At 63.0% G+C, this 20601-nt stretch carries 26 protein-coding genes; 12 read left to right on the forward strand and 14 right to left on the reverse strand.

Annotated features, from left to right (window positions below; all coding sequences use genetic code 11):
* Positions 1 to 137: 137 nt before the first annotated feature.
* From ACX3P0_RS09525 to msrB, 6 genes are all read right to left on the reverse strand, one after another.
* On the reverse strand, positions 138 to 1463 hold the full coding sequence (locus ACX3P0_RS09525) for a S41 family peptidase (RefSeq protein ID WP_459079277.1): 1326 nt from the start codon (positions 1461 to 1463) through the stop codon (positions 138 to 140).
* Between the two features lie 2 nt (positions 1464 to 1465).
* Positions 1466 to 2827, reverse strand: coding sequence for a murein hydrolase activator EnvC family protein (locus ACX3P0_RS09530; protein ID WP_459088027.1), 1362 nt, complete (start codon positions 2825 to 2827; stop codon positions 1466 to 1468).
* 125 nt (positions 2828 to 2952) lie between these two features.
* Positions 2953 to 3435: a 23S rRNA (pseudouridine(1915)-N(3))-methyltransferase RlmH gene (gene rlmH, locus ACX3P0_RS09535; protein WP_459088028.1), complete on the reverse strand. Its 483-nt coding sequence runs from the start codon at positions 3433 to 3435 to the stop codon at positions 2953 to 2955.
* 28 nt (positions 3436 to 3463) lie between these two features.
* A complete protein-coding gene (rsfS, locus tag ACX3P0_RS09540) occupies positions 3464 to 3841 on the reverse strand; it encodes a ribosome silencing factor (protein ID WP_459088029.1) in 378 nt (125 codons plus the stop codon).
* 241 nt (positions 3842 to 4082) lie between these two features.
* Positions 4083 to 4592, reverse strand: coding sequence for a peptide-methionine (S)-S-oxide reductase MsrA (gene msrA / locus ACX3P0_RS09545; RefSeq protein ID WP_459088030.1), 510 nt, complete (start codon positions 4590 to 4592; stop codon positions 4083 to 4085).
* Positions 4589 to 5038: a peptide-methionine (R)-S-oxide reductase MsrB gene (gene msrB, locus ACX3P0_RS09550; RefSeq protein WP_459088031.1), complete on the reverse strand. Its 450-nt coding sequence runs from the start codon at positions 5036 to 5038 to the stop codon at positions 4589 to 4591. The genes msrA and msrB overlap by 4 nt, the downstream gene beginning before the upstream one ends.
* Positions 5039 to 5292: 254 nt before the next feature.
* On the opposite strand from msrB, the gene ispG reads away from it, so the two are divergent.
* Genes ispG through ACX3P0_RS09565 form a run of 3 tightly spaced genes read left to right on the forward strand, consistent with a single transcriptional unit; the run spans position 5293 to position 8156 of the window.
* The gene (gene ispG, locus ACX3P0_RS09555; protein WP_459088229.1) at positions 5293 to 6546 is read left to right on the forward strand and encodes a flavodoxin-dependent (E)-4-hydroxy-3-methylbut-2-enyl-diphosphate synthase; all 1254 of its coding nucleotides are present in this window, start codon (positions 5293 to 5295) and stop codon (positions 6544 to 6546) included.
* Positions 6547 to 6549: 3 nt separating this feature from the next.
* Complete coding sequence (locus ACX3P0_RS09560; RefSeq protein WP_459088032.1) at positions 6550 to 7401, forward strand: transglycosylase SLT domain-containing protein; 852 nt, start codon at positions 6550 to 6552, stop codon at positions 7399 to 7401.
* 8 nt (positions 7402 to 7409) lie between these two features.
* Complete coding sequence (locus ACX3P0_RS09565) at positions 7410 to 8156, forward strand: class I SAM-dependent methyltransferase (protein ID WP_459088033.1); 747 nt, start codon at positions 7410 to 7412, stop codon at positions 8154 to 8156.
* 51 nt (positions 8157 to 8207) lie between these two features.
* On the opposite strand, the gene ACX3P0_RS09570 is transcribed toward ACX3P0_RS09565, so the two are convergent.
* Together ACX3P0_RS09570 and ACX3P0_RS09575 are read right to left on the reverse strand one after the other, a co-directional pair.
* Entirely contained in the window at positions 8208 to 10538 is a 2331-nt protein-coding gene (locus ACX3P0_RS09570; RefSeq protein WP_459088034.1) for a response regulator, read from the reverse strand.
* A gap of 120 nt (positions 10539 to 10658) precedes the next feature.
* Positions 10659 to 11588, reverse strand: a complete 930-nt coding sequence (locus ACX3P0_RS09575; protein ID WP_459088035.1) for a polyprenyl synthetase family protein — start codon at positions 11586 to 11588, stop codon at positions 10659 to 10661.
* 53 nt (positions 11589 to 11641) lie between these two features.
* Between ACX3P0_RS09575 and ACX3P0_RS09580 the strand changes: the two genes are divergently transcribed.
* The 3 genes from ACX3P0_RS09580 (at position 11642) to ACX3P0_RS09590 (ending at position 13414) form a co-directional block, all read left to right on the forward strand.
* The gene (locus ACX3P0_RS09580; RefSeq protein ID WP_459079446.1) at positions 11642 to 12487 is read left to right on the forward strand and encodes a biosynthetic peptidoglycan transglycosylase; all 846 of its coding nucleotides are present in this window, start codon (positions 11642 to 11644) and stop codon (positions 12485 to 12487) included.
* A 148-nt stretch (positions 12488 to 12635) separates the two neighbouring features.
* Positions 12636 to 12818 (forward strand): 50S ribosomal protein L32, encoded by a 183-nt coding sequence (rpmF, locus tag ACX3P0_RS09585; protein WP_006203806.1) that lies wholly within the window; start codon positions 12636 to 12638, stop codon positions 12816 to 12818.
* Between the two features lie 188 nt (positions 12819 to 13006).
* Positions 13007 to 13414, forward strand: coding sequence for a hypothetical protein (locus ACX3P0_RS09590; RefSeq protein ID WP_459079445.1), 408 nt, complete (start codon positions 13007 to 13009; stop codon positions 13412 to 13414).
* A gap of 62 nt (positions 13415 to 13476) precedes the next feature.
* Here the strand turns inward: ACX3P0_RS09590 and ACX3P0_RS09595 are convergent, their stop codons facing one another.
* The 5 genes from ACX3P0_RS09595 to ACX3P0_RS09615 all read right to left on the reverse strand — a co-directional run bounded on the left by ACX3P0_RS09595 (position 13477) and on the right by ACX3P0_RS09615 (position 16312).
* Entirely contained in the window at positions 13477 to 13908 is a 432-nt protein-coding gene (locus tag ACX3P0_RS09595; protein WP_459088036.1) for a GlcG/HbpS family heme-binding protein, read from the reverse strand.
* A 250-nt stretch (positions 13909 to 14158) separates the two neighbouring features.
* The gene (locus ACX3P0_RS09600; RefSeq protein WP_459088037.1) at positions 14159 to 14392 is read right to left on the reverse strand and encodes a hypothetical protein; all 234 of its coding nucleotides are present in this window, start codon (positions 14390 to 14392) and stop codon (positions 14159 to 14161) included.
* A gap of 103 nt (positions 14393 to 14495) precedes the next feature.
* Entirely contained in the window at positions 14496 to 14759 is a 264-nt protein-coding gene (locus ACX3P0_RS09605; RefSeq protein WP_459088038.1) for an ArsR/SmtB family transcription factor, read from the reverse strand.
* Positions 14760 to 14790: 31 nt separating this feature from the next.
* Positions 14791 to 16038 (reverse strand): MFS transporter, encoded by a 1248-nt coding sequence (locus ACX3P0_RS09610; protein WP_459088039.1) that lies wholly within the window; start codon positions 16036 to 16038, stop codon positions 14791 to 14793.
* A gap of 79 nt (positions 16039 to 16117) precedes the next feature.
* Positions 16118 to 16312 carry a DUF1192 domain-containing protein gene (locus ACX3P0_RS09615; protein WP_459088040.1) on the reverse strand — a complete coding sequence of 65 codons (195 nt, stop codon included), beginning with the start codon at positions 16310 to 16312 and terminating at the stop codon, positions 16118 to 16120.
* Positions 16313 to 16442: 130 nt separating this feature from the next.
* Between ACX3P0_RS09615 and ACX3P0_RS09620 the strand changes: the two genes are divergently transcribed.
* Entirely contained in the window at positions 16443 to 17423 is a 981-nt protein-coding gene (locus ACX3P0_RS09620; protein ID WP_459088231.1) for an NAD(P)H-quinone oxidoreductase, read from the forward strand.
* A gap of 143 nt (positions 17424 to 17566) precedes the next feature.
* Entirely contained in the window at positions 17567 to 17707 is a 141-nt protein-coding gene (locus ACX3P0_RS09625) for a DUF1127 domain-containing protein (protein ID WP_459079263.1), read from the forward strand.
* A gap of 268 nt (positions 17708 to 17975) precedes the next feature.
* Here the strand turns inward: ACX3P0_RS09625 and ACX3P0_RS09630 are convergent, their stop codons facing one another.
* The gene (locus tag ACX3P0_RS09630; protein ID WP_459079262.1) at positions 17976 to 18155 is read right to left on the reverse strand and encodes a YdcH family protein; all 180 of its coding nucleotides are present in this window, start codon (positions 18153 to 18155) and stop codon (positions 17976 to 17978) included.
* Between the two features lie 232 nt (positions 18156 to 18387).
* Between ACX3P0_RS09630 and ACX3P0_RS09635 the strand changes: the two genes are divergently transcribed.
* From ACX3P0_RS09635 to ykgO, 4 genes are all read left to right on the forward strand, one after another.
* Positions 18388 to 18591 (forward strand): YdcH family protein, encoded by a 204-nt coding sequence (locus ACX3P0_RS09635; RefSeq protein WP_459079261.1) that lies wholly within the window; start codon positions 18388 to 18390, stop codon positions 18589 to 18591.
* Between the two features lie 76 nt (positions 18592 to 18667).
* Entirely contained in the window at positions 18668 to 19165 is a 498-nt protein-coding gene (gene purE / locus ACX3P0_RS09640) for a 5-(carboxyamino)imidazole ribonucleotide mutase (RefSeq protein ID WP_459088041.1), read from the forward strand.
* The gene (locus ACX3P0_RS09645; protein ID WP_459088042.1) at positions 19162 to 20238 is read left to right on the forward strand and encodes a 5-(carboxyamino)imidazole ribonucleotide synthase; all 1077 of its coding nucleotides are present in this window, start codon (positions 19162 to 19164) and stop codon (positions 20236 to 20238) included. Before purE ends, ACX3P0_RS09645 begins: the two co-directional genes overlap by 4 nt.
* Positions 20239 to 20396: 158 nt before the next feature.
* Positions 20397 to 20522, forward strand: coding sequence for a type B 50S ribosomal protein L36 (gene ykgO, locus ACX3P0_RS09650; RefSeq protein WP_459079258.1), 126 nt, complete (start codon positions 20397 to 20399; stop codon positions 20520 to 20522).
* Positions 20523 to 20601 lie beyond the last annotated feature (79 nt).

The raw sequence follows: 20601 nt of genomic DNA on the forward strand, positions 1-20601 counted from the left end.
CCCCCCTTGGCGCAAGCGTCCATTCAAACCGCGACCCCCCCGAATCAAACTGTGGGCGAATCAAACTGCCGGAACCTTTCAGCCCCGGCAGCATCGCATTGCTTCTATCGGTCAGCCAGACACCATTGCCCGGCGGCCTATTGGTTGTTCATGACCGCCTTTTCGGGATTGGGCGGAAAGGACGGATCGGTCTTCTGGCCGCGCAGCAGTTCCTCGGCATAGATCAGTTGCAGATCGTCCTTGGGATCCGGCGGCACATAGGCGGCCGAACCCGAGCCGGTGTCGCTTTCGTCAGCGCCCTTGATATGGCCCTTGAGGTCCGACTCGCCGCGCGTCAGGTCGCGTCCCTGCAATTCCGGCGGCAGCGGCTGCTCCACCTTGATGTCGGGGGTAATGCCCTTGCCCTGGATCGATTTGCCAGCTGGCGTGTAATAAAGCGCCGTCGTCAGCCGCAACGCACCGTTTTCGCCGAGCGGGATGATGGTCTGCACCGAACCCTTGCCGAAGGACTGTGTGCCGACGACGGTGGCCCGCTTCAGATCCTGCAATGCGCCCGCCACGATTTCGGAGGCGCTCGCCGAACCGCCATTGACGAGCACGATCAGCGGCTTGCCGTCGATATCGTCGCCCGGCCGGGCGTCGAAGCGGGTGATGTCCTTCGGATCGCGGCCGCGCGTCGAAACCACTTCGCCACGATCGAGGAACGTATCGGACACGCTCACCGCCTGATCGAGCAACCCGCCGGGATTGAGCCGCAGGTCAAGCACGTAGCCCTTCAGCTTGTCCTTGGGGATCTGCTTCTTGATCGTGCTGATCGCGCTCTGCAGATCGTCATAGGTCTTTTCGGTGAACGAGGTGATCTTCATGTAGCCGATGTCGTTCTCGACCCGGTATTTCACCGCCTTGACCTTGATGACGGCGCGCACGACCGTCAGTTCGATCGGCTTGTCGGCGCCCTTGCGCAGGATGGTCAGCTTGATCGGCGTCGCCACCGCGCCGCGCATCTTGTCGACCGCGTCGTTCAGCGTCATACCGCGAACTTCGGTGCCGTCGATCTTGGCGATGAAGTCGCCGGCCAGCACGCCGGCCTTGGCGGCGGGCGTATCGTCGATCGGGGTGATGACCTTGACCAAATCGTCTTCCATCGTGACCTCGATGCCGAGGCCGCCGAACTCACCCTTGGTCTGGACGCGCATGTCCTGGGCCGCTTCCGCATTCATATAGGACGAATGCGGGTCAAGCGAGGTCAGCATGCCGTTGATGGCATTCTCCACCAGCGCCTTGTCGTCGGGCGGCGTCACATATTGCGACCGCACCCGCTCGAAGATATCGCCGAAGATGGCCAGTTGCTTGTAGGTCTCGGAAGCAGCCGCATTGGCCGTCGAGCCGGGCGCGCCGTAGACGAGGCTCATGGCCGATGCGCCCATCAAGGCACCGGCAAGCAAGAGCGACAATTTCCGCATATTCACGTCCTTCCAGAGAGACGGTCCGCCCACCAGGGGGCCGGATCGACGGGTTTTCCATCCTTGCGAAACTCTACATAGAGTTCCGGCGTACTGTTTTCATCCAACGAAGCCGTGGCGCTTGCCACCCTTGCCTCGCCCATCGCGCCTATTGGTTCTCCCGCGAGCACGGACTGGCCCGACGCGACGTTCAACGTGGTCATTCCCGCCAACACGACATGATAGCCGTCGCCGGCATCAAGGATCAAGAGTTGACCGTAAGAACGGAACGGCCCCGCATATAAAATTTTCCCATCCGCTGGCGCGGTAACGATGGCGCTCGATTGTGTCGCAACCATGTCGCCAAGCATGGCCGCGCCATTGCCGTCGCTAGCGCCGAAGCGGCGCTTTATCTTGCCTGTCACCGGCAAGGAAACCTGCCCTTTAAGGGCCGCAAACGGCGCAGAAGCGGCAAGGCGGTTGGCTTCCGGCACGGGCAACGAGGCCAGTTCGGCCTTGGCGGCGTCACGTTCCTGATCGGTCGTCGCCTCGGCCTGGGCTTTCTCGGCGGCAGCCCTTGCCGCATCGTCCGCCTTGCGCCTTCGCTCGGCCTCGCCGTCAAGCGAGGCGATCAATTCTTTGAGACTTCTGGCCTTGGCCGCGAGATCTTGCGACCTCTGCTTCTCTTCGGCCAGCGCCGATTCGGTATCGGCCTCCAGTTTCCGCTTGGCGGCGAGCAGCATGGTCAGGCGCTGCTTTTCCGCCACCTGTTCGCCGACCGTCGTGGTCAGCCTGAGGCGCTCGGCCTCGATGGAAGCCGTGACCTTGGACAATTCCTTGAGGTCCGAAACCAGGATCTCGGTCTGTGCGCGCAATTCCGGAACGACCGCACCCAAAAGGATGGCGCTGCGCACCGACGACAGCGCGTCCTCGGGCTTCACCAGGATCGCCGGCGGCGGGTTGAGGCCCATGCGCTGCAGCGCGCCCAGCACTTCGGCCAGCACGTCGCGGCGCTTGGCCAGGGAGGCGCGGATGATCGCCTCCTTGCCCTTCAACCCTTCCAGTTTGCCGGCGATTTCCTCGATGTCCTGGCCGATCTTCTGCTCGGTCTTGGCGGACTGGATCAGCGCCGCCGTGATCGACGCATGGTCCTTCTTGACCGTGGCGATGTCGGCGGCAAGCCTGGCCATCCGCTCCGCCGACAGGGTGATCTCGTGCGAGACGCTTTCGTACTCCGTCCGGCTCCGGTCGGGGTCCGGGGCGGCATCGGACGCATCCTGCGCCTGTACACGGCCTACAACTACATGGCCCACAAAAAGCAGGGACGCCGCCGCAATAACGCAGCCGCGCCAAAAGCCCACCCTGGATTTTCCGTCTTCAGACATTCGAGGCCGACTGTATTGGCTGCATCGTTAACGAACCATCAACCATGTTCGCCAAGCCCGGTCGTTCAGCGGTTATGCGCGCCATTGGGGCGAAAATCCGGGCGTCGGGACCAATCGCAAGAAAATCACGATCGATGGTAGGGATGCCCGGCAAGGATCGTCGTCACCCGGTAAAGCTGCTCGGCCAGCATCACCCGCACCAATTGGTGCGGCCAGGTCAGCGCGCCGAAGGACAGCACCAGTTCCGCCTGGTCGCGCAGCGACGCGTCATGGCCATCCGCACCGCCAATCGCCACCAGCATCGCCTTGCGGCCACTGTCGCGCAACAGCCCGATGCGCCCCGCCAGTTCTTCCGATGGCAGGCTCTTGCCGCGCTCGTCGAGCAGCACCAGCGCCGTACCGGCCTGGAGATGCGCTTGCAGACGCTGCCCCTCCTCGCGGCGGCGCTCGGTCGCGGTCTGGGCACGGCTTTCCACGATTTCCGTTATGCCGGAGAATTCGATCCCGACCGCCGGGCCGCTCTTTGCCAGGCGGTCGAAATAGCGGTCCGCCAATTCCCGCTCGGGGCCAGCCTTCAGCCGGCCCACGGCATGGACGATCAACTTCATACCGGCCCTGCCGAGACGCTGCGGCTTGTCAGTGCAGCGTCTCTTCCTCGAGATCCGGCGTCTGCCACATCTTTTCCAGATTGTAGAAGTCGCGAACCTCGGGCCTGAAGATATGGACGATGATGTCGCCCGAATCGATCAGCACCCAGTCGGCGCCGGCCAGGCCCTCGACGCGAGCGGTGCCCAAGCCGGCCTCCTTCAGCGCCTTGAGGAGATGATCGGCGACCGCCGCGACATGACGGTGCGACCGGCCCGACGCGACGACCATATAGTCGCCGAGGCTCGATCTTCCCTGAATGTCGATGGAGACGATGTTTTCGGCCTTGGAGTCATCGAGACTGGCAAGAACCACGTTGATGGCGCGGGAAGCGGCGTCGTTTACGCTGATCCCGGCCGGTGAAGGCATGATGTCGGCCTTCTTCCGAAGTGCTGTTCTCAGTGTCTTTCCTTTCGCATCAAGAACAACCAGATCACCATGAAAGGCGGTGATACGCTCTAAATAGGCAGAGTCGCGTTGCAGTTTCAAGACAGGCTCTGCCATTAACGAAACCTACGGCCGCCACCTCTAACGCCTTCATAGGAAGGGCGACGGCCGCATGGCCTTGGAAAACCTCACAGATTGACGCCCGGTCAGCCCCGCCATCGACTCAGGCGGCATTCGCCCGGCGCGGCAATTTCCAGTCGGGGCGCACGAAATGGCAGGTATAGCCGTTGGGAATGCGCTCGAGATAATCCTGGTGCTCCGGTTCGGCTTCCCAGAAATCGCTGACCGGCGTCACTTCCGTCACCACCTTGCCGGGCCAGAGCCCGGAGGCGTCGACATCGGCGATGGTGTCCAGCGCCACCCGCTTCTGTTCCTCATCGGTATAGAAGATCGCGGAACGATAGCTTGCACCCCTGTCGTTGCCCTGCCGGTTCGGCGTGGACGGATCGTGGATCTGGAAGAAGAATTCCAGCAGTATGCGAAAGCTGGTCTTGTCCGGATCGAAGACGATCTCGATGGCCTCGGCATGACTACCGTGATTGCGATAGGTCGCATTCGGCACGTCGCCGCCGCTATAGCCGACGCGCGTGGAAATCACACCCGGCATGCGGCGCACCAGATCCTGCATGCCCCAGAAACAGCCGCCGGCCAGAACCGCGCGTTCCTCACTCATGATACCACCTCCACCTGATCGACATAATCCGCGTAGCCTTCGGCTTCCATCGCCTCAAGCGGAACGAAGCGCAGCGAGGCCGAATTGATGCAATAGCGCAGCCCGCCTCTATCCTGCGGACCATCTGGAAAGACATGGCCCAGATGGCTGTCGCCATGGGCAGAACGCACTTCGGTGCGCACCATGCCCAGCGTGGCGTCGGTCAGTTCGCTAACATGGGCCGGCTCGATCGGCTTGGTGAAGCTCGGCCAGCCGCAATGGGATTCGAACTTGTCGGCCGAGGCGAACAGCGGCTCGCCGGATACGATGTCGACATAGATGCCCGGCTTTTCGTTGTTCAGATATTCGCCGGTTCCCGGCCGCTCGGTGCCGTTCTGCTGGGTGACGCGATATTGTTCGGGTGAAAGGGCGGAAACGGCTTCCGTCGTCTTGCGGTAGTCGGCCATACTTGTCTCCATCGGCGTTTGATTTCCCCTAAAATGGGTATTCCATGGCCGCGTGTCCACCCTATTTGAACGGCGTACGCCCTGCCCGGTCCGGCCTCCCGGTGCGACAGCGGCGCAGGTCAAGATTTCCGCGCCGTGCCCGTTCCGGCATTGACAAGACAGTGATCGTCCTCCACCTCATGGCCGAACGCGTACAGGCGGCCCCTGCGCCGACAGGCGCGGCGCTTCGCAACCAGTATGAGGCGACGACCGGCATGACCGGATATTTTTCCTCCCCCTTCCCGCGCCGGACCTCGGTCGGCGTCGATGTCGGCGGCGTCCTGGTCGGCGGCGGCGCGCCGGTCGTGGTGCAGTCGATGACCAACACCGACACCGCCGATATCGACCGAACCGTAGCCCAGGTCGCGGCGCTTCACCGCGCCGGCTCGGAAATCGTGCGCATTACCGTCGATCGCGACGAGAGTGCCGCTGCCGTGCCGAAAATCCACGAACGGCTTCAACGGCTCAACATCGATGTGCCGCTGGTCGGCGATTTCCATTATATCGGCCACAAGCTTCTTGCCGACCATCCGGCCTGCGCCGAGGCCCTGGCGAAGTACCGCATCAATCCCGGCAATGTCGGCTTCAAGGACAAGCGCGACCGGCAATTCACCGACATCGTCGAGATGGCGATCCGGCATGACAAGCCGGTGCGCATCGGCGTCAACTGGGGCTCGCTCGACCAGGAGCTGCTGACCCGGTTGATGGACCAGAACCAGGAACGAGGCTTTCCGCTGACCGCCCAACAGGTCATGCGCGAGGCCATCGTGCAGTCGGCCATTCTCTCGGCCGAAATGGCGGAAGAAATCGGCCTCGCGCGTGAAAAAATAATCCTGTCCGCCAAGGTCAGCGGCGTACAGGACCTGATCGCCGTTTATACCGAGCTTGCGACGCGCTCCAACCATGCGCTGCATCTCGGCCTCACCGAAGCCGGCATGGGCTCGAAGGGCATCGTCGCCTCGTCCGCCGCCATGGGCATCTTGCTGCAGCAGGGCATCGGCGACACCATCCGCATCTCGCTGACGCCGGAGCCGAACGGCGACCGCACCCGCGAAGTGCAGGTTTCGCAGGAATTGTTGCAGACCATGGGTTTCCGGCAGTTCGTGCCGATCGTCGCGGCCTGCCCCGGCTGCGGCCGCACCACTTCGACCGTGTTCCAGGAGCTGGCGCAGAACATCCAGGAAGACTTGCGCAAGAACATGCCGGTCTGGCGCGAAAAATACCCCGGCGTCGAAAATTTGAAGGTCGCGGTCATGGGCTGCATCGTCAACGGCCCCGGCGAGTCCAAGCATGCCGATATCGGCATTTCGCTGCCCGGCACCGGCGAGACGCCGACGGCTCCCGTGTTCGTCGACGGCAAGAAGGCGGCGACGCTGCGCGGCCCCAACATCGCCGAAGATTTCGAAAAAATGGTCGCCGCCTATATCGAGCAGCGCTTCGGGCAAGGCGGCCAAGCCGCCGCCGAATAGCGCATGCGGGGCCGGTTCGCCGCCTGCGTGCTTGCTTTCTGCACCATCTGGGCCAGCGTTGCAGTTGCCGGCCCCTCGCTGACCGAACGCCAGAAACTGGTCGGCCGCGCCTGCGACCTGATCGAGGCGCATGCACGGCAAAACGGCCTGCCCAGGGATTTCTTCGCCCGGCTGATCTGGAAGGAAAGCCGCTTCGATCCCAATGCCGTCAGCCCGGTCGGTGCGGAGGGCATCGCGCAATTCATGCCCGGAACGGCCAAGATGCGTGGCCTCGCCAATCCGTTCGACATCGAGCAGGCCATTCCCGCTTCCGCCCGCTATCTCGGCGAACTGAAAACCGGCTTCGGCAATCTCGGCCTGGCGGCTGCCGCCTACAATGCCGGCGAAAGCCGGGTTTCGCGCTGGCTGGCAAGCGGCGGCTTCCTGCCGCTGGAAACCGAGGAATACGTGCTCGGCGTGATGGGCGAGCCGGCCGACAATTTTACCGACCGCACGCATGCCGGCACCATCCGCCCGCTCGATGCGAAAAAGACGTTTTCGGTCGCCTGCCGCAGCCTGCCGACGATCATGTCGAAAACCGTCGCCATGGCCAATGTCAACATCAAGCCATGGGGCGTGCAGGTTGCCGGCAATTTCCGGCGCTCGGCGGCGATCAGGCAATGGCAGCGCGTGCAGGGCCGGTTCCGGGCGCTGCTGGGCACGTACGAACCGGTAGTCAGCCGCGTGCGCACGCCGATCGGCCGGCGCGGCGTCTATGCGGTGCGCATCGGGGTCGACAGCCGTGCGGGTGCCGGCGACATCTGCCAAAAATTGCGCAGCATCGGTGGTGCCTGCATCGTGATGCGCAACAGATGAGGAAGCCAATGGATCACGGTCAAACGCCAGCCGATCGTCTCTATCGCGATGCCGAACTCGTCGACTTCTACGATCTGGAAAACGAGGGCGGCGCGGATTTCGAATATTGCGTGGCCCTGGCGAAAGAGGCCGGCTCCGTGCTCGACCTTGGTTGCGGTACCGGCCTGCTCGCTGCCGCGCTGGCTAAGGGACGGCAGGTTACCGGCGTGGATCCCGCCCCCGCGATGCTGGATGTGGCGCGAAAGCGGCCCGGAACGGTCGAGTGGATCGAGGCCGATGCGCGCAGCGTGCGGCTTGGCCGCACCTTCGATCTCGTCATGCTGACCGGCCACGCCTTCCAGGTTTTCCTGACAGAGAATGATCGGCGATCGGTGCTGGAGACGATCGCCCTGCACCTTTCCCCCAATGGCCGCTTCATTTTCGACACGCGCAATCCAGCGCGGCAGGAATGGCTGGAATGGACGCCGGCACAATCGCAACGCCAGCTGTTCCACCCGCGCCATGGCGATGTGAGGGCATGGAACGATGTGCGCCGCGACAGCGCGGAAGCCATCACCTACTGGACCTTTTACGAGATCGCCGACGCCCGGCGGACGCTCTCGGCTCAGTCGCAGATTGCGTTTCCAGCCAAGGCTGGGCTGGAAGAATTGATTTCAGGCGCAGGACTGGTCGCCGAACAATGGCTGGGCGACTGGCACGGCACGCCCCATGCCGACACGTCGCCGGAGATCATCCCGATCGGGCGGCTCGCCTGAGTAGAGCAGTCAAAGCGTTAGAGCGCCCGAGAGCGTGCTTGAACGACCTGTTCAGGCCCTCTTCGCCATTCCCGCCTCGCCGAGCCAGGTGCCGATCTTGGCGCCGAGGCGGTCGGGCGACACCGGCTTGGGCAGATAGTCGTCCATGCCGGCCTCGATGCACTTGTCGCGGTCGCCCTTCAGCGCATGGGCGGTCACGCCGATGATCGGGATACGCCTGCCGCCCCCCGCCTCGTCGGCGCGAATGGCGCGGGTGGCCTCGTAGCCGTTCATTTCCGGCATCGAGACGTCCATCAGGATCAGCTTGGGCGCCAGCGCCCGATACATCTCGACCAGAGTGCGGCCGTTCCCCGCGATCCGGTAGCTCAGCCCGAGGCCGCTCAGGATCTGGCCGAAGACGAGTTGGTTGATCTCGTTGTCCTCGGCGATGAGGATATCGACCGGCCCATTTGCGCTTAGCGGCGATGCGTCGGGAACCGGCTGCGGCGCCGAGCGAATGACGGTAAAGGCCGGGATTGCCGGTTTCGGACTGGCCGCCGGCTCGCGCACGAAGTGCGCCTTGCCGATCTGGGCGCGTGCCTTCTGGATGGACGAAATGACCGTGCCGAGCAGCACGGCCGAGCGTGCCGGCTTGGTCAGATAGGCGGCGATGCCGAAATCCACGATCAGCTTGCCGAAATCGACCTGGTCGACCGAGGTCAGCAGCACCACCGGGATGGCCGACAGCCTGCTGTCGCCGCTGATCGCCTTGGCGACATCGGCGCCGTTCATTCCCGGCATCTGGTAGTCTAGGATGATGCAATCGACCGACGCCCCGAGTTCGACGGCCCGGTGCAGGAAGGCAAGCCCGACCGCGCCGCTTTCGGCGGCGGCGCAATCGAAACCCCAGCCGCGCAACTGTTCGAGCAGGATGTTGCGGTTGACGGGATTGTCGTCGATGACCAGCACCCGCGCGCCGGTCACGTCCACCGGCACGATCTCATCGCGTACCTGCTTTTCATCGACAGCCAGGGACAGGGTGAACCAGAAGACCGATCCGCGCCCGATTTCGCTCTCGACGCCGATCTTGCCGCCCATCAGATCGATCAGCCGGGCGCTGATGGCGAGGCCGAGGCCCGTGCCTTCGTGGCGGCGCGTGGAGGAACCGTCCACCTGCGCGAATTTCTCGAACACGCTGTGCAGCTTTTCGGCCGGGATGCCGATGCCCGTATCCTCGACCCTTACCTTCATCTGGATCGCGCCATCGACGACTTCGCCGCTTACGTCGATCAGCACATGGCCCTTTTCGGTGAACTTGACGGCATTGCCGAGCAGGTTGGTGATGATTTGCCGGAAGCGCCCGGCATCGCCGACCACGAAGGCGGGAAGATGCGGATCGACGCGAACGATGAGTTCGAGGTTCTTTTCCGCCACGCGGGCCGAGACAAGGGTGGCGACATCCTCGACCGCTTCCACCAGGCAGAACGGCCCCGGATCGAGCGTAAGCTGGCCGGCATTGATCTTGGAGAAGTCGAGAATGTCGTTGATGATCGTCAAAAGCGCATTGCCCGACTTGACGATGACATCGGTGAACGTCTTTTGCCTCGAATTCAGCTCGGTCTTGGCGAGCAGTTCGGCCATGCCGAGAACGCCGTTCATCGGCGTCCTGATCTCATGGCTCATATTGGCCAAAAATTCCGACTTGGCCCGGTCGGCCGCTTCGGCCTTGAACAACGATTCGGCGGATTCGGCGAAGGCGCGGCGGATCGCCATTTCCATCGGCCTGAATATCCACAGCGCAACGATTGCCAGCGCAAACGCCAGCACCAGCGTTCCCCAAGCCAGAAGCCTGTCGCTATGCGCATCGGCAAGACGCCGCTCGTTGTCGATGGCGGTCCGGGCGCGGATCAGCATCGGCTGGGCGAAAAGGCTGTTCTGGTTGCTGATATCGTGGGCATGGAAATCGACAACGCTGCCTGCCGATGCCATCAGATTGAGGTTTCGCACCATGTCGCGCGCCGACCACAGCAAATAGCCGTTGACCGAGGCGGATGTCAGTTCGCTGGTCGTGCTCTTGTCGAGCCGTGGATTGATGGCATGGAGTTGGTCCGACAGGATTTGTATATCCTCGACCAGGCGGTCGGCGTGAGCCGTCGCGGATTTGGCCAGTTCTTCACTTGTATCGGCCCGCCATGAAGTAGAGGCGGATTCGGCGAAATTGGACGCCTCGTTGAGATCCCCGGAGAATTTCACCATGTGGCCGCCCAACCGATCGACCTGATGACGGTACGAACTCGCCTGATTGAGCAGGAAGATGCCGGCGGCAACCGACAGCGCAAGGATCAGAAGACCCGATACATACCGTATCCGGATGGACCGGATTAACGAAGAATATTCCCGCATGCGCAACCCAAACCCATACGCACCATTTTTAATGGCCGGGATTACGCTCTATTAGGGTTAAAATTTGGTTCTGATGGCTGCTTTACTTGATCCGCCGCTTATTTAGAGGCTGTTTGAAGATCAACTGGCGCGGGTGGCGATGAAGACCGCAGCCGCGTTCAAAAGCGCGGCCTTTTCGCCGTAAGGCTCAAGCAGGCCGTGCGCTTGGCCGACAAGACCCTGAAGCTGCTGCCGCGCCCAGGCAACGCCGTGCAGCGCCACAAGCGTGGCTTTTCCGGCGGCTTCATCCTTGCCGGTTGCCTTGCCCATCTGCCCGGCATCGGCGGTAACGTCGAGCAGGTCATCGGCGAGTTGAAAGGCAAGACCGATCGCCGAGCCGAATTCCGCCAGCCTTTCGCGGTCTGCCGCCGGCGTGCCGGCAAGGATCGGCCCCGCCTCGCAGGCAAAGCGGATCAAGGCGCCGGTCTTCATCGCCTGCAGCATGATGATGCCGCCCTCGTCGGGCCTGTTGCGCTCGGCGTCGAGATCGAGCATCTGCCCTCCCGCCATGCCGCCGGCGCCGGCGGCGCGGGCAAGCGCCGAGACCAGTGCTATCCTTCGCTCGGGCGCAAGCAGCGTGGCATCGTCGGCCAGGATATCGAATGCCAGCGTCAGCAGCGCGTCCCCGGCCAGGATGGCGCTCGCCTCGTCAAAGGCCTTGTGCACCGTGGGTTGTCCTCGCCGCAGATCGTCATCGTCCATGGCCGGCAAATCGTCGTGGATCAGCGAATAGCAATGCACGCATTCAAGCGCGGCCGCGACCCGCAGTGCGGCTTCGCCATCGCCATCGCCATCGCTTGAAAACAGCGCAGCGCTTTCCAGCACCAGAAAGGGCCGCAGGCGCTTGCCGCCATTGAGGACGCCATGGCGCATGGCCGCCATCAGGCCGGCCGGGCGGGCGATCTCGCCCGAAAGCGGCCGATCTTCGAGCAGTTGCCGCAACACAGCATCCACCGCCTGCCCGCGCACGGCAAGCGCTGCCTCCAATGCCATCTGGTCGCCTATCGTCATGGCGGCGAGCGGTAGCCGACACTCAGGCGTTGCGCAAGAAGCCAAGCACCATTATGCCGGAAGCGGGGATACGGAAGGCGGGCGGCGTGGCGGAACCGATCATTGATCCCGAAATCGAATGGCCCGGGACCGAGAGGCTCGAGTCCGCAAGGCCAGAAATTGAACGGCCCGAATCCGAAAGGCTTGAAATGTCGGCACGGCCAAGACGGGGGAACCGCGCCCGACGAAAGGGCTGGGTCCGGCGCGGCATTCTGGGCGTCGTCGCCGTGGCGGTCCTGCCGCTGGCATTGACGCTTCTTTACCTGCCGTCCTTCGTCCATCCCGTCTCCACGCTGATGCTGAAGGATCTGGCGACATTCACGAGCTATGACCGGCGCTGGGTTTCGATCGACGACGTGGCGCCGGTTCTGGCGCATTCCGTCATCATGTCGGAAGACGGTCAGTTCTGCTTCCATCACGGCATCGACCTGCGTGAGTTGAAGGGGGTGGTCGACGACGCGCTGCAGGGCGAGGCCACACGCGGCGCTTCGACCATCACCATGCAGACGGTGAAGAACCTGTTCCTGTGGTCGCGGCCGCTGGCCAGCCTGCGCAAGCTGATCGAACTGCCGCTGGCCGTTTATTTCGACGCCGTCCTGCCGAAGCGGCGTATCATGGAAATCTACCTCAACATCGCCGAGTGGGGACCCGGCATCTACGGGATCGAGGCCGCCGCCCAGCATCACTTCGGCATTTCCGCCAAAAAGCTGTCGCGGCGCCAAGCTGCCCTGCTTGCCGTTACCCTGCCCAATCCGATCGCCCGCAACCCAGCAAAGCCCGGCAAGGGATTGCGGCGGCTGGCGAACGTGATCGAACACCGCGCCGCTCGGTCCGGCGCCTATGTCGGCTGCCTCGATTGAGCCGGAACCGATGAAAAAATTATGCGGCGGCGCTGGCCAAAACCACGGAGGGCGTGTATAGGCACCCCACTTATCTCAGATTCCGGCCCCGGCAAGAGGCCCTTTCGAGGGCATGCGGGGCTTTTTGACCATGTAATGGAGCATATCCATGGCCGTACCGAAGCGAAAAACCTCTCCCTCCAAGCGCGGCATGCGCCGTTCGGCCGACGCGTTGAAGGCCCCGACCTATGTCGAGGACAAGAATTCCGGCGAAATGCGCCGCCCGCACCACATCGACCTGAAGACCGGCATGTATCGCGGCCGCCAGGTTCTGGAGCCGAAGGAAAGCTGAACCCGGCTTCCATCGGCGATACGTATCCAAATGACCGGCCCGCTGGCCGGTCTTTTCGTGTTTGCGGCGGCGTTTCCATCACCAGCGACGCCTGATCGGGCACTTGATCGGGCGGGCTACGCATCGAAGATACTTGACGCGAAACGCTTGCCGTCTTCTACAGGAGGCACGCAATGCGGAGATTTGAAATGCTCGGTGCCGTTCCCCTGCTGATCGTGCCCTTCATCCTCTACAATCTGGGGCTTGCGGGCTTTCTCGGCGTCGGCGCGGCCGGCGACCCCTGGGCAACGGTGATCTTCACCCTGGGCATGATGTCGGGCGGCGTCTTTTCCATGACGCTCGGCGATCTCATGGTGCTGATCGGGCTGGCCTTCTTCTTCGTGGAAATCCTGAAATCGACCCGCACCAGCAACGCCTCGGTGATGGACCACCTTCTCTCGACCTTCGTCTTCGTGGCCTATCTGGTCGAGTTCCTGCTGGTGAAGGGCGCGGCCCACTCCGTATTCTTCACGCTGACGATCATCGCGCTGATCGACGTTCTGGCCGGCTTTTCGGTCTCCATCCGCGCGGCCGGCCGCGACGTCAATCTCAGTTAGATTTTTCTTTATTTTCCCGCAATTCCGGACGGAAAACCGGCTTCCATTTTTCCTGGAATTGCTTAGCCCGCGTCGGGCGTAAAGCCTGCCGCCTGAATGCCGGCGATGGCGGCGGCCTCGTCATTGTCGGACGTGTCGCCCGAAATGCCGACCGCGCCGATGATCGCGCCCGAGCCGTCCCGGACGAGCACGCCGCCTGGAACCGGCACGACGCGGCCATCGGAAACGCCCGACAGACCCTGCATGAAGTGAGGACGCTCCATCGCTACCTTCGCGACCGTTCGCGAACCCGCATCCATCGCCAGCGCGCCAAAAGCCTTGCCGCTGCCGATCTGCAGGCGCAGGAACGAGGCCCCGTCCTGCCGCTGGAACGCAACCAGATGCCCGCCGGCATCGAGAACCGAAACACCAAGCGGCTTCAATTTCAGCTCGGCGGCCTTGGTGAAAGCGGCATCGATGATCTTGTTGGCTTTATCGAGTGGCAGGGCCGTCATGAATATCTCCAGTTACAAAAAGCACAATTTTCCGGTCTGCCTGGCAGATGACAATAGCGCCCAGCGTTGAAAGTGCTTCTTAGAGACCGTTTGGAAATTCTACCCTGACGGTCATCTGGCGCGGTTTTCTGCGCTTCCGGTGCTCACGTACCGGTGTACGCTCCGCTCGTCGCCTATGGCGACCCCGAAAACCACGCCATATGCCTCGGCAGGGCGAATTATCAAACGGTCTCTTAGTCGAAATGGTCTGTCAGGAAGGCTTCTTTTTCGCGCGCGGCTTCTTGACCGGCGCGGGCGGTGCGTTGGCGAGGTCCTCGGCTTCCTTGGCGAGCCGCAAGGCCTTCAACTTGTCGGTTTTGATCTGGCGCGCCTTGCCCTCTGCGACATATTCCGCCATCGCCTTTTGCCGGACGGAGGCCTGCTCTTCCTGCTTCTTGAAGCGCAGGTCGGCACGGGCGCGCGCGGTGTCCTTGGAATTTTCCACCAAATGCTTATCCAATCGCGTGTGTATAACTTCGACCCTTAGTAGCAGACGCCGGTCTGAAATAGCGAACTAACTTGCCCGCAGCGGCCGCTTCCAGCGACAGTCAGGCTTCCCAGAACTGATCCAGCCACAGGTTGAGCTTCAGGAAGCCGCCATTGCTGACCGCATAGACGCGGCGCGTTCCCTCCGCCGTGGCGCTGACCAGGCCGGCTTCGAGCAACACCTTCAGGTGCTGGGAAACGGCCGGGCGCGATACCGGCAGGCCAGAGGCAAGCTCATTGACGGTCTTAGGCCCGCGTCGCAGTTCCTCAAGCAGGTAGCGCCTGTTGGGATCGGCTATGGCGGCAAACGCGTCGACTTGCATCATGCTTCATTTGTGGGGCAAAGCCGATCAAAGCTCAACCTTCGGTTTCATCTTTTCTACGCGGGTCGAGCCGAAGCGATTCCGGCGTGATCGACCGTTCGACCGGCAGCGTCTTGAACGCGTCGCGATCCTCGATAGGAACCGGCGCGCGGCGGCGCACGCGCAGCATGGTGTAGCCGGCAAGGCAAAGATGCGCGAAGGCGGTGGCCAGGAACAGGCTTTCCGGACGCATCCAGCCCATCAGGCCAGCCGCCAGCAACGGCCCGATCATCGTGCCGAAGCCGTAAAGCATGAGCAACCCGCCCGAAACTTTTACGAAATCCTCGGCGTCGGCATGGTCGTTGGCATGCGCCACCGCGATCGAATAGAGCGTATAGGCGAACGCGCCATAGGCCGCCGTGAAGACGATGACGAAAGTGCCCGAACGCGGCTGGAACAGAAACAGCGCGATGGCGAAAAGGGCCGCGCCGCCGGCCGCCCCCGCCAGCACGTAGCGGCGGTCGGTCCGGTCGGACAGCCGCCCCGCCGGCATCTGCATCGCAGCCCCCGCGACGACCACAAGCGACATCATCAGCGCGATCTGGGGCGTCGAGACGCCGATGCGCGCGCCATAAACCGCGCCCAGCGTTCCCCATGCGCCGTTGGCGATGCCGATCAGCACGCAGGCGACGGCCGAAACCGGCGAATTGGCGTAAAGGCCCTTCAGGTCAAGCGAAACATCCTGCAGCGGCTTGGGATGCGACGCGCTCGAAACGGCGGTCGGGATCAGCGACAGGCAAAAGAAGATGCCGGTAATCATGAACAGCGACGCCGATTGCACATCGCCCGCCGCTACGATCATCTGCCCGGCCATGATCGAGGCGTAGGTGACCATCATATACATGCCGAATACCGTGCCGCGCGTCTCGTTGGTCGCCTTTTCGTTCAGCCAGCTTTCGATGACCATGAAAGCGCCGGCCATGACGAAGCCGGTACAGGCGCGCAGCAGGATCCAGACAGTTTCATTGATGATGAGCCCGGTCAAAAGCGCAACGATCGCGGCTGACGCGGCAAACGTGCCGAAGGCCCGCACATGGCCGGCGCGCCGCACGATGCGGGGCGCAAAGAAGCAGCCGGCGACGAAGCCGCCGGCCCAGGCCGTGCCCATCAGGCCGAGCGACGCCGTGGAAAAGCCTTCCGCCTGCCCGCGCAACGGCATGAGCAGGCCATGCAGTCCCGATGCTGCCAGCAGGAATGCCGTTCCCCGCAGGAGAGACAGGATTGGTGTGTAGGCTGCAAACATCGGGCTGCTCGGGTCAAGAGTGGGCTGGGAGTGTCGCAGAGATGCGTCGTTTCAGGCTTTTCGGCGGCGCTTGCCGCGTTTAGCCACGCCTGAACAGGGCTTCCGCCTCCGATTTGGTCGCGCCCTTGGCCTTGAGTTCGGCCTCGAGCCTGGCTATTTCCTCGCGGAGCAATCCTATCCGTTCCAGCAACTCGCTCTGCGCGAGAAGCGACAGATCCTGCCCGATTTCATGCGGCTTGGGCTTTTTCCTGGGTTCGTCGTCAAAGATCGCCATTGCCGGTCCTCCGCATCGGGGTCCAATAGTTTGCGTGATTTGCCAATCAGCATACATAGGGCAGCGGCAAGGATCAAAAGCAACAGAGCGGAGCGACCCGGTGAGCGCACGGCACACGATTCCAGAAAAAATGAACGCGGTGGCGATCTCCACGCCCGGCGGGCCGATGGTGCTGAAGCCGGAACGGCGCGCCGTGCCGCAGCCAGCCCCCGGCGAAATCCTGATCCGCGTCCATGCAGCCGGCGTGAACCGGCCCGACGTCCTGCAACGCAAGGGCGCCTATCCGCCGCCCATAGGCGCGTCCGACCTGCCCGGCCTCGAAGTCGCCGGCGAAGTGGCGGCGCTTGGCGAAGGCGCGGCGCGCTGGGCCGTCGGCGACCGCGTCTGCGCGCTGACGCCGGGCGGCGGCTATGCCGAATATGTCACGGTGCATGCCAGCAACGCGCTGCCGCTGCCTGCCGGCTTTACCTACACGGAAGCGGCCGCCGTGCCCGAAACCTACTTCACCGTCTGGCACAATGTGTTCGAGCGCGGCGCCTTGAAGGCCGGCGAGGTGCTTTTGGTCCATGGCGGCTCGTCCGGCATCGGCACGACCGCGATCCAGCTTGCATCGGCCTTCGGCGCCACCGTCATCGCCACCGCCGGCTCGGCGGAAAAATGCGAAGCCTGCGTAAGGCTGGGCGCAGCCCGCGCGATAAACTACCGCGACGAGGATTTCGTGGCCGTGGTCAAGGAGGCGACCGGCGGCGCGGGCGCCAACGTCATCCTCGACATGGTCGGCGGGGCCTATGTCGGCCGCAACTACGACGCCGCCGCAGTCGAAGGCCGCATCGTCCAGATCGCCACGCAGGGCGGCGCGGTGGCCAGCGCCGATTTTTCCAGGCTCATGATCAAGCGGCTGGTCCATACCGGCTCGACGCTGCGGCCGCGCACGGTCGAATTCAAGGGATCGGTCGCGGCCGGCCTGGAAAGCCGGGTGTGGCCGTTGCTGGCAACCCGCCGCGTCGCCCCGGTGATGGACATGATCTTTCCGCTCAACGACGCATGGCGGGCGCATGAGCGCATGGAAGAGGGCGAACATATCGGCAAGATCGTGCTGGACGTCGGTTGAAAAGGACGGTTGCCATTTTAAGCATGCGTTAATGTTGCAATGCAGCATTTGCATTGCCGCCATGCAAAATCATGCATTTATTTCGGGAACCGAAAGAACTATCTACCTCCCATCAGATTGAACAACCCCCGATGGAGGAAATCATGAACCCGATCCGCTCTTTCCGTAACTGGCGCATGTACAACGAGACCGTGCGCGAACTGAACCGCCTCAACACCCGCGAGCTGAACGACCTCGGCATCAATCGCGCCGACATCCAGAAGATCGCCCGCGCTTCGATCTAATCAGAAGCCTGGCCCCGCAAAGCGCATCCGCGCCCGAGGCCAGGCAACAAAGTAGAGCCGAACAGCACAGCATTCCGTGTTCGGTTCCGAACCCGCCAGACCCTGTCCGGCGGGTTTGTTCTTTTTGGCGGCAAAACGCCGCCATGGATGCCATAGCCACCGGCAATCGGCAATCGGCCGGCAGCGGTCTGAACAGAAAAACACAATGATGTTCCGGCGAAAATCATCTCGCCGGAACGGGCAAGGCCTGCCCTGTCAGCCGGTCCGTTCAGTGAGCGGTCGGCTGCGCTTTCAGCTTTTCAATCTCGTCCTTGAGTGCCAGCTTGCGTCGCTTGAGATCCACGATCTGAAGATCGTCGACAGAGGGATGCGTCATCGCGTTGTCGATTTCACGCTCGATATCGCCGTGTTTTCTGTGCAACTCGTCAAGATGGTTAGCAAGAGACATGATTGGTGCTCCCTTTCATGATTTCCTCGACTACTGCCGTCAGGACGTCCACCGCAGGCAAGTCTGTGACGGCACGATGACAGTGTGTCACCATCGCATCGCCATGTCGAATGGACACTCTCGCATTTCCCGATAAAGTGAAACGTGCTAGAAGCACTCCACCGGCTCGTATTGCGCAGCCGGTCCCGCCCGATTGCCCATCGCTGGGCGCAGCACACACGCAGATGGAACGATGCCCGATCAGGAACAGGCCGATACCCGCCTAGAGTTTGCTCGATTGAAGCAGGAGCATGCGGATTTCGACGCCGCCATCAACGCGATGATTGCCATGGGCTGCGATCCGCTCCAGATCCAGCGAATGAAGAAGAAGAAATTGTTCCTCAAGGACAGGCTGATGGCGCTGGAAGACAGGATCATCCCCGACATCATCGCCTGACCGGGTCGCAACACCCGCTGCTTGCGGCTTTCCGTCAATTCCGCTACGTCGTCGTTTTGCCGCCGGGAGCCTGACATTGAGCGATCAACGCGTCGACGTCGCCATTATCATGGGCAGCCAGTCGGACTGGGTCACCATGCGCCATGCCGCCGAAACGCTGGAAGCGCTCGGCGTGCCGCACAAGGCGCTTATCGTCTCCGCCCACCGCACGCCGGACAGGCTGTATGAATTCGCCAAGGGCGCCAAAGCGGCCGGCTACAAGGTAGTTATCGCGGGTGCCGGGGGTGCTGCCCATCTGCCCGGCATGACCGCCGCCATGACGCCGCTGCCGGTCTTCGGCGTGCCGGTTGAATCAAAGGCACTATCGGGGCAGGATTCGCTCTATTCCATCGTGCAGATGCCAGCCGGCATCCCGGTCGGAACGGTCGCCATCGGCAAGGCAGGCGCGGTCAACGCGGCGCTGCTGGCAGTCGCCGTGCTGGCGCTCAACGACGAAGCGCTTGCCGGCCGTCTCGACGCCTGGCGCGAAGCCCAGACCGCAAAGGTAGCGCTTGAGCCGGTGGACGCACCATGAGCCTGCCGGCCGGATCGACCATCGGCATCATCGGCGGCGGCCAGTTGGGCCGCATGCTGGCGATGGCCGCCGCCCGCCTCGGCTACAGGACGGTCGTGCTCGAACCGCAACCGGATTGCCCGGCAGCGCAAGTCGCCAACCGGCAGATCGTCGCCGCCTATGACGCCGCCGCGGCACTTGCCGAACTGGCCGCGGCATCGGCCGTCGTCACCTATGAATTCGAAAACGTTCCCGTCGGCGCGGCCCAGAGCCTGGCGGCGACGGTTCCGGTCTATCCGCCGGCCCGCGCCCTCGAAGTAGCGCAAGACCGGGTAACTGAGAAAAAATTTCTCAACGGCATAGGCGTGCCCACCGCCGACTTCTGCCCGGTGTCCACCGACGAGGAACTGACGCAAGCTCTGCACAAATTCAACGGCAGCGGCGTGCTGAAGACGCGGCGCATGGGCTATGACGGCAAGGGCCAGCGCGTGTTCCGAAACATGGCGACCGGCGGCTTTGCCGGCACCTGCGAGGCGATGGGCTCGGTGCCGCTTATCCTGGAATCGCTGGTCGGCTTCGAGCGCGAGATTTCGGTGATCGCCGCGCGCGGCATCGATGGCTCGATCGCCGCCTACGATCCGGCCGAGAACGTGCATCGCGCCGGCATCCTGCACAGTTCGACCGTCCCTGCCGCGATTTCGGCGCAGACGGCCATCGCGGCACAGGCTGCGGCGAAAACAATCCTGACCGCGCTCGACTATGTCGGCGTCATCGGCGTCGAATTCTTCGTGCTGCAAGACGGCTCGCTGCTTTGCAACGAGATCGCGCCCCGTGTCCACAATTCCGGCCACTGGACGGAAGCCGCCTGCACCGTCTCGCAGTTCGAGCAGCATATCCGCGCCATTGCCGGCCTGCCGCTCGGGCAGCCTCGCCGCCATTCGGACTGCGTCATGGAAAACCTCATCGGCGACGATGTTTTGCGCACGGACGAATTGCTTGGCCAAGCCGATGTGATGCTGCATCTCTACGGCAAGGCCGAAGCCCGCCCCGGCCGCAAGATGGGCCATTTCACCCGCGTCCTGCGCAATCGCTGAGAACCCGGCCCGCTGCAGGTGAATCCGTGGTGCCGAGAGCCTGTCGCGGTTGACACGGACAAGACTCCTCGTTTATGAGCCGGGCACAGGAAATGGCGTGTCTTCGGGCGTGCCTTCAGATTTCGGCCCGCACAGGGCACAGACCGACAGGCAAGACCATGAAGATCAAGAATTCGCTCAAGTCGCTGCGCGCGCGTCACCGTGACAACCAGCTCGTCCGCCGCAAGGGCCGCGTATATATCATCAACAAGACCGCTCCGCGCTTCAAGGCGCGCCAGGGTTGAGTTGTCGTGACGGAGGCCGCGCCTCCGTCGCCTGACGCCACGGCCGGTTTGCCGGCTGTCACGCTAAATTCAGTTTGAC

Source organism: Mesorhizobium sp. A556 (assembly GCF_054489545.1).

Bases quoted from the DNA above. Each gene is read 5' to 3' on its own strand.
- ACX3P0_RS09525 (WP_459079277.1), bottom strand. From the start codon at position 1,463: ATGCGGAAATTGTCGCTCTTGCTTGCCGGTGCCTTGATGGGCGCATCG.
- ACX3P0_RS09530 (WP_459088027.1), bottom strand. From the start codon at position 2,827: ATGTCTGAAGACGGAAAATCCAGGGTGGGCTTTTGGCGCGGCTGCGTT.
- rlmH (WP_459088028.1), bottom strand. From the start codon at position 3,435: ATGAAGTTGATCGTCCATGCCGTGGGCCGGCTGAAGGCTGGCCCCGAG.
- rsfS (WP_459088029.1), bottom strand. From the start codon at position 3,841: ATGCCTTCACCGGCCGGGATCAGCGTAAACGACGCCGCTTCCCGCGCC.
- msrA (WP_459088030.1), bottom strand. From the start codon at position 4,592: ATGAGTGAGGAACGCGCGGTTCTGGCCGGCGGCTGTTTCTGGGGCATG.
- msrB (WP_459088031.1), bottom strand. From the start codon at position 5,038: ATGGCCGACTACCGCAAGACGACGGAAGCCGTTTCCGCCCTTTCACCC.
- ispG (WP_459088229.1), top strand. From the start codon at position 5,293: ATGACCGGATATTTTTCCTCCCCCTTCCCGCGCCGGACCTCGGTCGGC.
- ACX3P0_RS09560 (WP_459088032.1), top strand. From the start codon at position 6,550: ATGCGGGGCCGGTTCGCCGCCTGCGTGCTTGCTTTCTGCACCATCTGG.
- ACX3P0_RS09565 (WP_459088033.1), top strand. From the start codon at position 7,410: ATGGATCACGGTCAAACGCCAGCCGATCGTCTCTATCGCGATGCCGAA.
- ACX3P0_RS09570 (WP_459088034.1), bottom strand. From the start codon at position 10,538: ATGCGGGAATATTCTTCGTTAATCCGGTCCATCCGGATACGGTATGTA.
- ACX3P0_RS09575 (WP_459088035.1), bottom strand. From the start codon at position 11,588: ATGACGATAGGCGACCAGATGGCATTGGAGGCAGCGCTTGCCGTGCGC.
- ACX3P0_RS09580 (WP_459079446.1), top strand. From the start codon at position 11,642: ATGCCGGAAGCGGGGATACGGAAGGCGGGCGGCGTGGCGGAACCGATC.
- rpmF (WP_006203806.1), top strand. From the start codon at position 12,636: ATGGCCGTACCGAAGCGAAAAACCTCTCCCTCCAAGCGCGGCATGCGC.
- ACX3P0_RS09590 (WP_459079445.1), top strand. From the start codon at position 13,007: ATGCTCGGTGCCGTTCCCCTGCTGATCGTGCCCTTCATCCTCTACAAT.
- ACX3P0_RS09595 (WP_459088036.1), bottom strand. From the start codon at position 13,908: ATGACGGCCCTGCCACTCGATAAAGCCAACAAGATCATCGATGCCGCT.
- ACX3P0_RS09605 (WP_459088038.1), bottom strand. From the start codon at position 14,759: ATGATGCAAGTCGACGCGTTTGCCGCCATAGCCGATCCCAACAGGCGC.
- ACX3P0_RS09610 (WP_459088039.1), bottom strand. From the start codon at position 16,038: ATGTTTGCAGCCTACACACCAATCCTGTCTCTCCTGCGGGGAACGGCA.
- ACX3P0_RS09615 (WP_459088040.1), bottom strand. From the start codon at position 16,312: ATGGCGATCTTTGACGACGAACCCAGGAAAAAGCCCAAGCCGCATGAA.
- ACX3P0_RS09620 (WP_459088231.1), top strand. From the start codon at position 16,443: ATGAACGCGGTGGCGATCTCCACGCCCGGCGGGCCGATGGTGCTGAAG.
- ACX3P0_RS09625 (WP_459079263.1), top strand. From the start codon at position 17,567: ATGAACCCGATCCGCTCTTTCCGTAACTGGCGCATGTACAACGAGACC.
- ACX3P0_RS09630 (WP_459079262.1), bottom strand. From the start codon at position 18,155: ATGTCTCTTGCTAACCATCTTGACGAGTTGCACAGAAAACACGGCGAT.
- ACX3P0_RS09635 (WP_459079261.1), top strand. From the start codon at position 18,388: ATGCCCGATCAGGAACAGGCCGATACCCGCCTAGAGTTTGCTCGATTG.
- ACX3P0_RS09645 (WP_459088042.1), top strand. From the start codon at position 19,162: ATGAGCCTGCCGGCCGGATCGACCATCGGCATCATCGGCGGCGGCCAG.
- ykgO (WP_459079258.1), top strand. From the start codon at position 20,397: ATGAAGATCAAGAATTCGCTCAAGTCGCTGCGCGCGCGTCACCGTGAC.